We start from the raw sequence: 14,184 nt of genomic DNA on the forward strand, positions 1-14,184 counted from the left end.
CCTATAGCGGTTCCTTTTTAATTTATTAAATAGTTTTAAAATTATAGAAGTATATAATATAGTATAACTAACAGTCTAAAAAAGGGATTACATAAAAAACAAGCGCCTATTAAGGAGTAATTATGAAACGGAATGCTATTATACCTTCAGTTTTAATTATTGTTGCATGTGTCGGATTAGCTTCATATCTCTTAATTCAACAAAGTCAACATTCAGATGAAGACGAAAAAGTTTATCCTTCAAAAGTGCATAAGCCACGTTCTTTACTATTGATCAATCACGAGATAACAGAAAAAGTAACACTTGGTGCCATAGGGGATATTCTTATTCACGACAAAGTTTATAAAGATGCCTTTAATGGAGCTTCCTATCATTTTGAACCTATGTTTGAAAATGTGAAACCACTATTAGAAAAGCCAGACGTTTTAACGGCCAACCAAGAAAGTATGTTGGCGGGACAAGCACTGGGTCTTTCCGGTTATCCAAGGTTCAATAGCCCATACGAGGTAGCAGATGCACTCGTCCATACTGGGGTCGATATCGTATCAACCGCCAATAATCACACGTTGGATAAAGGCGAAAAAGGGATTAAGTCGGAAGCCGCTTATTTAGAAAGTATTGGACTGCCACATGTGGGAAGCTTCCTTGATGAAAAGGACCGCCAAAATTTGAGGATACTAAATAAAAATGGGATTAAGATTGCATTTCTCTCCTATACCTACGGAACGAACGGAATCCCCATACCAGACGGAAAAGATTTTCTCGTCAACCTGATTAATCGCGAATCAATGAAAGAAGAAATTCATCGCGCCAAAAAACAATCAGATGTAGTGGTCATGAGCATCCATTGGGGTAATGAGTACAAGCGAATGCCGACAAAAGAACAAAAAGACCTAGCAAAATTTCTTGCTAATGAAGGAGTCGACATCATCTTTGGCTCTCATCCCCATGTCCTGCAGCCAATGGAATGGATAAAAACAGCAGAAGGCAAACGAACGTTTGTCATTTATTCATTAGGGAATTTTATTTCCGCCCAACATGGCGACTATAAAGATATAGGCGGTTTAACCACCATTGATATTACAAAACATGTATCAGAAAAAGGAACCACCATTGATTTTTCTAACCCGGCTTTTTACCCAACCTATGTCGCAAGTAAAAAGAATCATAATTTCCGTGTGGTTCCATTAGAGAAAGCAGGATCATTTGGTCTTCGAAATGCTAATGCGAAATTTAAAGAAATTCAAACACATATGCAACAATGGCTCCGGTAAAGCGGGGCCTTTTTACTCATAAAAGAATGGTAGGAGGAACAAAGCGGATGGAAGGTATTAATCGACAAGGTATCTTGTTAAGTCTTTTATTTTTAACCATGACCTATTTTTTTGCAAGAGGTTATTACACTCCTTTTTTTGTTTTTCTGATTACTTTATAATTATTAGTTGCTTTTTTTAAGGAAGAGAAACGCTTATTTGCCTGGATGGTCATATCATTTTTTTTAGGTAATCTATTGCTAGTGTATATGGATAACTTCATAGAAAGTTTTCGTTTATCACCTTATTCGCTTGTCATGTCTAGTCAGTTGTTATTATTAATTCCAATCATTATTATTAGCTATGTTATTAAGAAATTTAAACTAGAAATTAGTCCATTTTTAAAAAAACCTATACTATCAGGAGAAATTCAACTCCCTTTTAACATCGCTTTTTCATTAAGAAAATTTTTTCTTATCCTTTGCCTTCTTTCAATACTGGCTATTATTGGGATACTTTTGATAAAAAAAGATGAAGTTCAATGGCATCCTTTGCTATTCATTTTATTGTTTTCAATCATCAATGCATTGCTAGAAGAGGTTTTGTGGCGCGGAATACTTCTTTATAAACTGATTACGATAACCAATCAACGATTAGGTTTGATCGTCACCAGCATTGCTTTTGGCTTACATACGACCATGTTTGGATTTTCAATCTTAATATCAATTCTTTATAGTTTTCTAGGATTAATATTTGGATTATTTACGTTTTCATCTAAAAGTATCATTCCAGCTTTCATTGTTCATACCTTGATCACGATCCTATTAATAGTATCCGGATGGGATATGATTCCCGTTTAAGTTTTCCGAAATTCCTAATCGAAAAAGAAATCCGCACTCTTAGAGTGGTTACTCTTCAAGTGGACGGATTTCTTTTTGCCATATATGTTCAAACAAACCTTCTTTTTGTAAAATAACTCTTTGTCGCTCACCTATTAAATCAAAATGCGAATAACCATCCTTCCGATAATGGATCCATTCTTTCCTTAACCCATGTTTTTGGCCCCAAACTGCTAATTTTACAAGGTCATTGCAGCCCACCTTAGTGACTGTATTTGAACCTGGAAAGCGATCATCAAGCCAATAATGGGTTAAAAACGCAATTTCTCCGTTGTCAATTTTTCTTTTCCATTCGCTTATTTGCTGTTTTTTAATTCCAAAGGCCAATCAAGACACCTCAATGTATAAATTATTTCGTCGATAAATGTAAGAATTTTAGTCCTTTTTCTTAATTTCCTCATATTTTAAATACCATTCAGGAAATGCCTTTTTGAATGAAGACGGTCTAAAATTATCCTTTTTAACAATAATATGGGTTGTTTTTCCTTCTGCACATATTTCATCATCGCCATTTACAATCGTATATCCATAAACAGTTTTGATGCCATTATTTAATTCTACCCATGTTTTTACAAACCCTTTATCACCATAGCGTAACGGTTTTTTGTAGGTCACTTGAACGTCATAAACAGGAGCAAAATAGCCTGACTCCTCCATGGCAAGATAATTGTATCCAATATCTTCAATTAATCCTGTTCTGCCAAGTTCAAAAAACTTTAGATAATTAGCATGGTAAATAACACCCATCATATCTGTATCAGCATAATAGAGCTGAATTTCTCTAGTCGAAATAAATAAATTTTCCACGGGTCACGACCCTTTCGTGATCATATTTTACATTTTATTGATTGCCTTTATTACATCTGCTACTTCAAGCAGCAGGGACTTTTCAAAAAGATCTTCATCTTCTGCAACATCCATTAATCTTGAGGCCTGTGCTTGAATCATTTCATCCACCATGTTTGTTGCAAAACGGCCATTCCCTTTGAAGGATTCTTCATCCATCTTTTGGAGTAACAGCACTTTTGCTTCCCCTGTTAGGTGGTATTGAAAACTATTAGCATAGACCGCCATGATTTCAAGCAGTTCCTCTGGTGAATAATCAAGAAATAAAAAGAACTTTTTAAAGCGGGAGCGAAGACCAGGATTGCTTTCTAGGAGCAAGTCCATTTCATGTGGGTAACCTGCCAAGACAACGACTAGGTTTTCATTATGCTTGGTCATTTCATCAACAAGTGTATCTATGACCTCTTTACCAAAATCACCTGTTGTCGAACTGAAAAGGGAATAGGCCTCGTCAATAAATAAGACACCACCGAGCGCTTCCTTAATTTTTTTCTTTGTTTTCCCTGCCGTTTGACCTACATATCCGGCTACAAAATCTGCCCTGCTTGCTACGATAAGATGCCCACGTTTTAAAATGCCACATTCCTTTAAAAGCTCCGCATAAATCTTAGCTACGGTTGTTTTTCCTGTACCAGGATTTCCTGTGAAAACAGCATGAAGCTGAATAGGTACTGGCGGCAGCCCATTTTTCATCCGGTACTGCTGCATTTTTACAAACTTGAAAAGGGACCGCATCTCAACCTTTAATGAGCCTAACCCAATTAGTCGATCCAATTTTTCATAAGGAGACTCTACACTTTCCTCTTTGTCTAAAAGAAAGTCCTCTTTATTCAGTAACATATAATCTAAGATGTTATCATCATTTACTTCCTTGTCAGAGCCCTTTTTAAAAATCGCATCTAAGACAATATTGCGGACTGTTCTTGCATTTCCAAAGGAATCATCCACCCGTTCACGATCAAGACGATGATTGATTTCGATTTTTGCTTCTTCGCTAAGGAAGTAATCATTATCTGATGCCACATGTTCTGCAATGCTTATTAACTCTTCAGTCGAATAATTTGGCAAATGAATGAGATTGGACTGAGGAAAACGGCTTCGTAAACCTGGATTAGCATCTAGAAAGGAGCGCATTTCCTCGGGATAGCCTGCCATAATAACCGCGAATTTCCCGCCATATTCATTTCCTGTCATAAGCGAAACCAGTGTATCAATCGCCGCTTGACCATAATCGTTGCCTGTCTGCCCCTCACGTTTTAGACTATAAGCCTCATCAATAAATAACACCCCGCCAATAGAGCGCTCTACAACCGTTCGGACGTTTTCTTCTGTTTGGCCGACAAATGAACCAACAAGCTGCGAACGATCCGTCTCAATTACTTCCTCACGAGGCAAGACACCTAATTCGTGATAAATTTTCGCAAGTAGCCTGGCAAGTGTTGTTTTTCCTGTACCCGGATTACCGGTTAAGATCATGTTCAAGCTCAATTCGTCCTTTATTTGAAAACCGAGCTCCTTCCGCTGTTTTTGGTACTTTAAAAATCGGTAAAAATCATTGACCCGATTTTTAACAAACTCCATCCCAATCATTTCATTCAGTTGATCCAAGGCGTTGATTCGATCAGGAAGACTCTCAGTTTCTTCTTCAATAAATTCCCTTTGCCAAGTAGCTTTAATTTCCTCTAAATTAGATAAGTGCAATTTCAAGTCATCATAATAGGTGGAAGTATGAAAAACACCTGTAATCGATTGATCGTACTCCTCAGCTGCCTTTAATAAGTTTCCTGTTTCGTCTATGGCAGAAGACAACAACCCGGAAAGAAGCTGATGTTTTTGGAATAAATCCTTATTTTCTAATGTTGAGGAAAGCTCTCTTTTCGTTTCTAAAACCTGGTGAATCTCATCGGCATCCGTTAAAAAGTTCTGACACACTTCTATGTATTGTTCCGCTGTTTTCTTTTTGGCTGTTCGATTATCTGTTTCTCTCATTGCAGGAAAGGTAAGCTGCGAAAGTAAACCCTCCATCTTTTTCCAATCCGATTGCATCATATATTCTTTTGCGGCTTGATTATCAGGAAATAGTTTAAGCGCTCTTTCAAGCCATACCGCTGCCATTTTATCCTTTTTATTTCGACCAATCCGTGACAATGCGGCAAGTGTTAATAACTTTGATAGGATGACAGGATTGGATTCGTACGTAAGAGCGGAAATTAATGCACTTTCATTTGAAATGGACCCGTTTTCGTTCAATTCAATTTCCCATTGCTTTAATTTATCATGTAGTGTAAGTTGATTTACTAGTTGTCTCAAGGTTATCACTTCTTTTTCAAAATTTCCCTTCTATCTTACCATAACAGTCGCTCCATAACTAAACAAAAAGACCTGTCCATAATGAACAGGTCTCCCACTTTTTTAGCTTTCTTGATTATGCGCCTCATCCTTAATTTCTGAACGGAATGAGTCGATGCTTTCACGTCGGCGTTCATTCTTTGCTTCAATTTCCTGACGTTGTGTCTCACTGTCTGTTAATGCTAAAGATTCTTCAGCTGCTTCGATATTATTTTCCGTATTTTGAATCATGGCTTGAAGCTTTTCAACGTTATCGCTGCGATCATCTGGATTCGGTTTGTTATTATAGGCCATCATAATTCCTCCTATGGTGTAATTGGTACAAATATAGTTTGTTACTGACTCCAAAAATTAAACTAAAAAAATTTTTTAAACAAAAAAGACCCAGAGGCTTTCGCCTATTGAGTCTTATAATCTATACCTATTCACCTTTTGTTTGAATTACTTGGGCATGCTGCCCTGATGTATCATTCATTTTCTTCCCCTTATTCCCATTAAACCCTCGGGGTTGTGTGCCAGTATGGCTAGGTACAAAATGTTTGCTATCTTTTTTCGGATTACCCATGTCATGATCCCTCCTTACTTTCATTTTCTCCATAAGGTTGGAAAACATAATTGGTAATCTTTTTTAGTTATTCTGCTTTACCGAGACGTTTTTCTTCCAAGCGTTGTTCGATTTTTTCAATTGCAGCACGATCTTTTAAAAGTTGTGATTTATTTTCAGATACAAGCTCTGCAAACGAGCGTTTTCTAGGTTTTCTCATCGGTATCACCGTCCTTATTTCCTATTGTAACAGTTATTATGCCCGGAAACGGTTGCAATTATTACAACTTTTTGAAAATTATATCGTTTTTTAAATATTTATTATAAAAGAAAAAAACGCTGGAGGAATCCAACGTCTTTTGTTTTATTTTAGTTTATTTGTAAAATCTTTCATATCTTCAAGTTTCATTCCACCGACATATTTATTCTGGATCATCCCTTTACTATCAATAAAATAAGTAGTTGGAATGGAAAGTACTTGATAATTTTCATTTACTTTATCATCGGCATCAAGAGGGATTGGAAAAGTAATTTTATTTTCATCAACAAATCCTTGGACATCTAATTGTGGATCAATGTTAACCGCTAAAATTACGATATCCTTTTCCATTTGCTTGGAAAATTGCTCCATAGCTGGCATTTCTGCTTTACAAGGCGGACACCATGTTGCCCAAAAGTTAAGCATAACTTTTTTTCCTTTTAAATTGGAGAGTTTCACGGTCTCACCTGTTAATGTTTTAAGTTCAAAATCAGGTGCCTTTGCTCCTATAGCGAGTCCTTCATTACCAGCTGTTGTTTGACTTGTAGTTTCGGGAGTTTCTGTTTTTTTATCCATTGCCTGAACAATCGCTACTGTAAGTAAAGTAACTAATATTACAGCAGCAATTACTTTTTTAATCATCCCCGAATCCTCCTTTACTTCATACTCTGCTACTTCGATTTTACACTATAAACTTAGGTGAAACAAAACTTGGATATGCCGAAACTGTGACAATTCACAAAGATTACATGTTTTTATAGATGTTTTTTCAATTCAGCTAAAATATTTTTTTTGACAATTTCATCGATTAGGTTCACTGCTTTCTTTTCTTTAGGATATAAAAAGTCTGTGAAGCTCTTCCTGATAATTTCCTTTTATTATACCCCTTTCGGTTATTATGGCTGTAACCAAGTCATTAGGAGTGACATCAAATGCGGGGTTAAATACTTTCACACCTTCAGGGGCTGTCCTTTTTCCAAATCCTTCAGTTATTTCGGAAGCATCTCTCTCCTCGATTGGGATATCAGCACCTGTCATAGTTTCTAAATCAAGGGTAGAGAGCGGTGCCGCTACGTAAAACGGAATATTATGGGCCTTCGCTAATAATGCTACACCGTATGTACCAATCTTGTTGGCGACGTCACCATTTGCCGCTACGCGATCACAACCGACGATAACAGCGTCAACCCAGCCTTTTTGCATGACCATTGCTGCCATATTGTCTGTGATTAGGGTGACATCAATGCCAGCTTGCATAAGCTCCCAAGCTGTCAAACGAGCACCTTGTAAAAGCGGTCTTGTTTCATCCGCAAACACCTTTATATCCCAGCCTTTTTCTTTTGCTAAATAAAGCGGAGAAAGGGCTGTTCCATATCTTGCTGTTGCGATGCCGCCCGCATTGCAGTGTGTGAGAACTCCCATCCCATCCTTTAAAAGGTTTAATGCATGCTCCCCGATCGTACGGCAAACTTCTTCGTCTTCATTGCGAATAGTATGTGCTTCATTTTCTAGTGCTTCTTTGATTTGATGGATCGGTAATTCTTTTTCTTTTAAGGCTCTGTCATTCATTCGTTTTAGTGCCCAAAATAGATTAACTGCGGTAGGTCGTGAAGTGGCCAAATAATCGGATTGCTTTTTAAAATGAGCATAAAAATCTTCAAAGGAATTTTCAGGTGCATCTTTTATACCAAGCACTAAACCATATGCTGCCGCGATTCCAATCGCTGGGGCACCGCGGACTTTTAATTGTTTTATTGCATCCCAGGCGTCTTCAATTTTGGTCGTTTCAAGAAATTCTGTTATATTTGGAATTTTGGATTGATCAAGTATTTTAAGGACTCCGTTTTCATAAGAAACGGATTGTAAGTATGTGTTTTCCATGGAGAAACATCCCTTCTGCTTAGATAACCTCTATTATGTATTAAATTTCAACTTCTACCTATGTAATTTTAACAATATCCATGACATATGCAATACTTTCATTTTTATAAGATGGAATTCTTAAATATTAACTAAATTGCGCGAAAATTTGTTAAAATATAAACAAGACTGGAGGGGATTCTTTTGAAGATTCTTGTTTTAGGTGGAAGTCGCTTTTTGGGGAGAACTTTTGTGGAAGAGGCTTTGAGGCGAAATCATGAAGTGACGATTTTTAATCGCGGAATTCAAAATCCAGGAATAAAAGACGTTGAAGTCCTTACTGGTAATCGGTTCGGTAATTTGAAAGCGCTTCAAAACCGACACTGGGATGCTGTTTTGGATACAAGCGGATTTATTCCATATACGGTTCAAAATACAACCAATTTATTGAAGGATCGCGTAAAACATTATACATTCATCTCGAGTATATCCGTTTACCAAGACTGGGTTCCAGAAAATTTAGATGAAAGCTACTCTGTTTTAGAAATGTCACTTGAGGAAGCAAATAAACTTTCAATGGATTCAGACGAGCCGGTTTATGATTATTATGGACATTTTAAAGCGTTATGTGAACAGATAGCTGAAAGTAATATGCCTGGACGAGTGTTAAACGTGCGGGCGGGTCAGTTAATTGGGCCGAATGATTATACCGACCGTGTTCCCTATTGGATTAACAGAATAGCAAAAGGCGGCAAGGTTATGGTGCCCGGGAGCCCTCATCGACGTGTGCAGGTTATTGACAATAAAGACCTTTCGAATTGGATCCTCGATATGGAAGAGCAGGATTCCACAGGAACCTTTAATGCAACAGGGCCTGATTATTCTCTAACGATGAAAGAGTTTATCGACGCATGTATCAAAGTGACTGATTCAAATGCAGAAGTGGTTTGGACAGATGAGAAATTCCTTTTGGATCAAAAAGTGGCCCCTTGGACAGAGATGCCTCTCTGGGTACCAGAGAATTATCCTTTATCACCTGAGACTAAAGAGCCTTGGAAAGGTGCTTTCTCCATCAACGTGGATAAAGCGATTCAGAGTGGACTTTCCTTTAGAAAGCTTGAGGAAAGTATCGCTGATATTTATGAGTGGGAGAAAACTCGCCATTTGACGGAATATGAGTGGAAATCGGGGATGAGAGCGGAAAAAGAGAAAGAACTGCTTACCATATTAAATGAAAAATAATCAACTTTTGGATTCGTAAATAAAAGTCATTTTCTCGCAAATAAACAGGCTATTTCCGCAAATAAATCCGATTATTTCACAAATAAACCATCAATTATCGAGGGAAAACAACAAAAGAGAGCAGATATCCCTGCTCTCTTTCGTTGTTAATTGCTTAAATTCCGTTTTTGCTTAAGAAGTTCTTTAAATTCTTGGTCTAATACAAGATATTTAGGATCTTTTTGATCGATTAATGATAATTCTCCCAAAATCACCGCGATCTTGTTTTCAATGATTAATAATGCTTCTTCTTGATTATCCTCTTTCTTTACTTTTTTATTAAAATATTCCTCTGGTGTCATTTCTACCCGTTTAATTTGCTGGTTTTCAAATACTAGCAGCCGGTCGCATAATTTATTTAAGAAATAATAATCATGGGAAACCGTTATTATTGTCCCTTTAAACTCTGCTAATGTCTTTTCCAGCTGCTCCCTGCTCGGCAAATCCAAATGATTCGTCGGTTCGTCTAGGATAAGAACATCGTATTCTTTCATTAACATATCGACTAGCTTTACTCTTGTTCGTTCGCCCAAACTCAAAGTCCTAATTGGTTTAGTAACGAACGCGTCTTGTAAGCCCAAATTGGCGAGCAAGGTCCGTGCTTTTAACACATCTTCCCTATCTGTGAAACCTAAAGCCTCCATCACCGTTTTATCGTCAGGTAAATCATCAACATCCTGACTTAAATAAGCAACGTTTATCGAGTCGCTCTTCCATAGATTACCATCTGTATACGTCTCTTGATCTAGGATCATCTTAATTAATGTCGTTTTCCCGCAGCCATTTTCCCCTAAGAGTCCCATTCGCTCTCCATGATTAATGTAGAAGTTAGAGCTATGAAAGAGCGTTCGATCCTCGTACGACTTATTTAGGCGTTTGGCCTCGACAATCCGTTTGCCTCTCTTCCCTTGAGTGTCAAACTGGAACCTTACTTGGACTTCATCTAACGGCTTATCAATTTTTTTTTCAAGCTCATTTTGCAGACGTTTCATTTTTGATTTTACTTGATTGTCTGTTTTTTTAGCCTTAGCCCGATGGTATTCCTTAATACCATTCTGTCTTTTACTGGGTCCTGATCCCTTTTTGGTTGAATCACGATGGGCTTTTTCCGACCATGACTTTAATTGTTCCATTTGTGATTCAACCATTTCTATTTGCCGTTGCTGGACGCTATATTGATGGCGCTGATTCTCCTCCCGATGTTGTTTTTCATCACGATAGTCACTATAGTTTCCATTGTAAAAGTGGAGTTTGCCATGTTCAATTTCGAAAATACGATGCACTGTTTTATCTAAAAAATGACGGTCATGAGAGATAATTAAGACAGGTCCTTGAAATTTTTCTAGTTCGGTTACCAGCCACTGAATCCCATGAAAATCCAAGTGATTTGTCGGTTCATCCAAAATTAAGAAGTCAGGTTTTGATGCCCAAACCGTCGAGAGTGCCAGTTTTAATTTTTCCCCTCCGCTTAAATGATTTAATCGGTCTTCCTCCCAGTCATAGACCTTTTGAAGACCTAACTCATTAGCATGCTGAAATAATTCTTTCGTTGTGCTTCCTGATAATGACTGATGAAAATCACTTATCTCATAATCAATCGACTGCGATAGATAGCCTATTGTTAACTCGCTTGATTTTTCTATGATCCCTTTATCGGGTGTTATTTTTCCAAAAAGGATATTGGCTAGAGTTGTCTTTCCTGTACCATTGTACCCGACAAGGCCAATCCTTTCCCCGTCCTTTATATCAAATTGGATATTTTCGAATACCTTTCTTAAATGAAAGCTTTTTTCTAAGCCGATTACTTTAATGACTGTTTTTTGATTTGATTGCATAAAAAAACTCCCTTCAATTGAACCTGAAGAGAGATTATGTCTTAGAAATGATCACAATTTGCCGTTAATATGAATCAACAAATAAACCTTTTAAAGGTTTTATTGGCATATACGATCAGGACATAAAAAAGGACAGACGAATCCTATTCTTCAGGTTCAACATTTTTCGTTATTCGAATCATGTCTGAAAAATAAGATTATAACTTCATGCCTCTTTACCATTCCTTTTCGTTTGTTAGTATTAGTTTATTGGAGGATCATTAGATTTGTCAATCATTTCTCCCATAAAAAACACCATGCCAGCTGGCATGGTGTTCTTCAATATTAAGCTTGTAATTTTTCACGTAGAACCATTGGAAGAATTCCGCCGTGACGGTAGTAATCAATTTCAACTTCAGAGTCAAAACGAACAAGAACTTCAAATTCTTTCTTGTTACCAGCTTCGTCCGTTGCAGTTACTTTTAGAAGGTCACGTGGTTTTACATTTTCGTCTACTTGAACATCAATGGTTTCTTTACCTGTCAGGCCAAGTGTTTCAGCGCTTTCGCCATCTTTAAATTGAAGTGGAAGCACACCCATTAACACAAGGTTTGAACGGTGAATACGTTCAAAGCTTTCAGCAAGAACTGTTTTAATACCTAAAAGGTTTGTACCTTTAGCAGCCCAGTCACGTGAAGAACCCATTCCGTAATCTTTACCAGCAAGAACGATTAATCCAGTACCGTTTTCTTTGTACTTCATGCAAGCATCGTAAATAGATGTCACTTCGCCAGTTGGCCAGTAAGTAGTTACCCCACCTTCTGTTCCTGGTGCGATTTGGTTACGAATACGAATGTTTGCGAACGTTCCACGCATCATTACTTCGTGGTTACCACGACGGGATCCGTAAGAGTTAAAGTCGCGGATTGCAACGCCTTTTTCTAGCAGATATTTACCAGCTGGAGTATTTTTACCAATTGCTCCTGCAGGTGAAATGTGGTCAGTTGTAACTGAATCACCAAATTTACCAACCACACGTAGTCCTGCTAATGGCTCGACGATACCTGGTTCTGGTGATAAGCCTTCAAAGAACGGCGGATTTGCGATGTAAGTAGAATCCTCATCAAAAGTATATAAAGGCTCATTGCTTGTTTTGATATCATTCCAACGCTCGTTGTCACCGAACACGTTTGCATATTCCCGGCGGAATAGTTCAGGAGTTACTGTACGTTTAACAACATCATTAACTTCAGCAGTTGATGGCCAGATATCCTTGAAGAATACATCATTTCCATCTTTATCTTTACCAATTGCTTCGTTTGCAAAATCAATATTTACAGTACCAGCAAGAGCGTAAGCAACAACTAATGGTGGTGAAGCAAGGTAGTTTGCTTTAACAAGCGGGTGAATTCGTCCTTCGAAGTTACGGTTACCGGAAAGTACGGATGTAACTAAAAGATCGTTTTCAGCGATTGTTTTTTCGATTTCTTCCTTTAATGGGCCGGAGTTACCGATACATGTTGTACAACCGTAACCAACGAGGTTGAAGCCGATTTGCTCTAGGTAAGGAAGTAATCCCGAATCACGAAGATATCCAGTTACAACCTTAGATCCTGGTGCTAAGGAAGTTTTTACGAATTTAGGAACTTCCATTCCTAATTCAACTGCTTTCTTCGCAACAAGTCCAGCTCCCACTAGAACGTATGGGTTAGATGTATTGGTACAGCTTGTGATTGAAGCAATTGCGACGGCACCAGTTTTAATAGTAGTTTCGTCACCGTTTAGGAAATTAACAGTTGCAGACTTGTCAAGCTCATCCGCTTGTAAGCCAAAGCCTTGGTTTCCTTGTGGAGCAGAAACAGCTTTCACAAATTCCTCTTTCATTTTAGAAAGTGGAATCAAATCTTGAGGACGTTTTGGACCAGATAGATTTGCTTCAATGACTGAAAGATCGATTTCAACTACATCTGTATAAACTGGCTCGATCGCTGGATCGAAGAATAAACCGTTTGCTTTGCAGTATTGTTCTACTACATTGATATGCTCTTCTTCACGGCCTGTTAAGCGCATGTATGCAAGTGATTCATCATCAATTGGGAAGAATCCGCAAGTAGCACCGTATTCAGGGGCCATGTTTGCAATTGTTGCACGGTCTGCAAGTGGCAGTACTGATACTCCTGGTCCGAAGAACTCAACGAATTTCCCTACAACCCCATGACTGCGAAGAACTTGAGTTACTTTTAAAGCAAGGTCAGTTGCTGTAGCACCGTTTGGAAGTTCACCTGTTAATTTAACACCTACTACTTCTGGTACAGGGAAGTATGAAGGCTGACCTAGCATTCCTGCTTCAGCTTCAATACCGCCAACGCCCCATCCAAGAACACCAAGACCATTGATCATCGTTGTATGGGAGTCCGTACCAACCAAAGTATCTGGATAAGCTTCTAATTCACCGTCTGTTTCTGCAACGTGGACAACATCAGCCAAGTATTCAAGGTTTACTTGGTGTACGATACCTGTTGCAGGTGGAACAGCGCGATAGTTATTAAATGATTTTTGCGCCCAACTTAAGAATTGGTAGCGCTCAGCATTACGTTCGAATTCATAATCCATGTTAATTTTTAAGGAATCAGCTGCTCCATATGCATCAACCTGTACGGAGTGGTCGATTACAAGATCTACCGTTTTTTCAGGGTTGATTTTGTCAGGATCTCCGCCTAGGTCTGCCATTGCTTTTCTTAAAGAAGCAAGGTCAACGACCGCTGGAACACCTGTAAAGTCTTGAAGGATAACACGAGCAGGCTTAAATGGTACGTCCACTTCTTTTAGCTCATTTGTGCCCCATTTTGCTAAGTTTTCAACATGCTCTTTTGAAATTGCACGGCCATCTAATTGGCGTAATACAGATTCAAGTAGTACTTTTACAGAGTAAGGCAATTTAGAAACTTTTCCAATTCCTGCCTCTTCTAGTGCACTTAAACGGTAATAGTTGTAACGTTTACCATTCACTTCAAAGGAAGTGCGTGCGTTAAATACATCATTTTTTACCATATAAAAAACCCCCTAATTCGTCATTAAT

13 protein-coding genes are annotated in these 14,184 nt (G+C 38.1%); 3 read left to right on the forward strand and 10 right to left on the reverse strand.

Going from position 1 to position 14,184, the window contains the following annotated elements; all coding sequences use genetic code 11:
* The first annotated feature begins 122 nt into the window (after positions 1–122).
* Complete coding sequence (locus tag J7E63_RS14485; protein WP_215013414.1) at positions 123–1,274, forward strand: CapA family protein; 1,152 nt, start codon at positions 123–125, stop codon at positions 1,272–1,274.
* 497 nt (positions 1,275–1,771) lie between these two features.
* Positions 1,772–2,113: a CPBP family intramembrane glutamic endopeptidase gene (locus J7E63_RS14490; RefSeq protein WP_215013416.1), complete on the forward strand. Its 342-nt coding sequence runs from the start codon at positions 1,772–1,774 to the stop codon at positions 2,111–2,113.
* A gap of 48 nt (positions 2,114–2,161) precedes the next feature.
* On the opposite strand, the gene J7E63_RS14495 is transcribed toward J7E63_RS14490, so the two are convergent.
* The 8 genes from J7E63_RS14495 to mtnA form a co-directional block, all read right to left on the reverse strand.
* Complete coding sequence (locus J7E63_RS14495; RefSeq protein WP_215013418.1) at positions 2,162–2,479, reverse strand: hypothetical protein; 318 nt, start codon at positions 2,477–2,479, stop codon at positions 2,162–2,164.
* Between the two features lie 48 nt (positions 2,480–2,527).
* Positions 2,528–2,959 carry an acyl-CoA thioesterase gene (locus J7E63_RS14500; protein WP_215013420.1) on the reverse strand — a complete coding sequence of 144 codons (432 nt, stop codon included), beginning with the start codon at positions 2,957–2,959 and terminating at the stop codon, positions 2,528–2,530.
* A 27-nt stretch (positions 2,960–2,986) separates the two neighbouring features.
* The gene (locus tag J7E63_RS14505) at positions 2,987–5,308 is read right to left on the reverse strand and encodes an AAA family ATPase (RefSeq protein ID WP_251033539.1); all 2,322 of its coding nucleotides are present in this window, start codon (positions 5,306–5,308) and stop codon (positions 2,987–2,989) included.
* A 102-nt stretch (positions 5,309–5,410) separates the two neighbouring features.
* Positions 5,411–5,644, reverse strand: coding sequence for a small acid-soluble spore protein Tlp (gene tlp, locus J7E63_RS14510; protein WP_373408494.1), 234 nt, complete (start codon positions 5,642–5,644; stop codon positions 5,411–5,413).
* A 124-nt stretch (positions 5,645–5,768) separates the two neighbouring features.
* Positions 5,769–5,912 (reverse strand): acid-soluble spore protein N, encoded by a 144-nt coding sequence (locus tag J7E63_RS14515; RefSeq protein ID WP_098260605.1) that lies wholly within the window; start codon positions 5,910–5,912, stop codon positions 5,769–5,771.
* A 67-nt stretch (positions 5,913–5,979) separates the two neighbouring features.
* Positions 5,980–6,111, reverse strand: a complete 132-nt coding sequence (locus J7E63_RS14520; RefSeq protein WP_088087694.1) for an FbpB family small basic protein — start codon at positions 6,109–6,111, stop codon at positions 5,980–5,982.
* A gap of 144 nt (positions 6,112–6,255) precedes the next feature.
* Positions 6,256–6,792, reverse strand: coding sequence for a redoxin domain-containing protein (locus J7E63_RS14525; protein WP_215004269.1), 537 nt, complete (start codon positions 6,790–6,792; stop codon positions 6,256–6,258).
* A 189-nt stretch (positions 6,793–6,981) separates the two neighbouring features.
* Positions 6,982–8,031 (reverse strand): S-methyl-5-thioribose-1-phosphate isomerase, encoded by a 1,050-nt coding sequence (gene mtnA, locus J7E63_RS14530; protein WP_215013429.1) that lies wholly within the window; start codon positions 8,029–8,031, stop codon positions 6,982–6,984.
* A 183-nt stretch (positions 8,032–8,214) separates the two neighbouring features.
* On the opposite strand from mtnA, the gene J7E63_RS14535 reads away from it, so the two are divergent.
* Positions 8,215–9,252 (forward strand): NAD-dependent epimerase/dehydratase family protein, encoded by a 1,038-nt coding sequence (locus J7E63_RS14535; protein WP_215013431.1) that lies wholly within the window; start codon positions 8,215–8,217, stop codon positions 9,250–9,252.
* 146 nt (positions 9,253–9,398) lie between these two features.
* On the opposite strand, the gene abc-f is transcribed toward J7E63_RS14535, so the two are convergent.
* Both abc-f and acnA read right to left on the reverse strand, forming a co-directional pair.
* On the reverse strand, positions 9,399–11,126 hold the full coding sequence (abc-f, locus tag J7E63_RS14540; RefSeq protein ID WP_215013433.1) for a ribosomal protection-like ABC-F family protein: 1,728 nt from the start codon (positions 11,124–11,126) through the stop codon (positions 9,399–9,401).
* Positions 11,127–11,450: 324 nt separating this feature from the next.
* Entirely contained in the window at positions 11,451–14,156 is a 2,706-nt protein-coding gene (gene acnA / locus J7E63_RS14545) for an aconitate hydratase AcnA (protein ID WP_215013442.1), read from the reverse strand.
* Between the last annotated feature and the right edge of the window lie 28 nt (positions 14,157–14,184).

Source organism: Bacillus sp. ISL-75, from assembly GCF_018613095.1.

Bases quoted from the DNA above. Each gene is read 5' to 3' on its own strand.
- J7E63_RS14485 (WP_215013414.1), top strand. From the start codon at position 123: ATGAAACGGAATGCTATTATACCTTCAGTTTTAATTATTGTTGCATGT.
- tlp (WP_373408494.1), bottom strand. From the start codon at position 5,644: ATGATGGCCTATAATAACAAACCGAATCCAGATGATCGCAGCGATAAC.
- J7E63_RS14515 (WP_098260605.1), bottom strand. From the start codon at position 5,912: ATGGGTAATCCGAAAAAAGATAGCAAACATTTTGTACCTAGCCATACT.
- J7E63_RS14520 (WP_088087694.1), bottom strand. From the start codon at position 6,111: ATGAGAAAACCTAGAAAACGCTCGTTTGCAGAGCTTGTATCTGAAAAT.
- J7E63_RS14525 (WP_215004269.1), bottom strand. From the start codon at position 6,792: ATGATTAAAAAAGTAATTGCTGCTGTAATATTAGTTACTTTACTTACA.
- mtnA (WP_215013429.1), bottom strand. From the start codon at position 8,031: ATGGAAAACACATACTTACAATCCGTTTCTTATGAAAACGGAGTCCTT.
- abc-f (WP_215013433.1), bottom strand. From the start codon at position 11,126: ATGCAATCAAATCAAAAAACAGTCATTAAAGTAATCGGCTTAGAAAAA.
- acnA (WP_215013442.1), bottom strand. From the start codon at position 14,156: ATGGTAAAAAATGATGTATTTAACGCACGCACTTCCTTTGAAGTGAAT.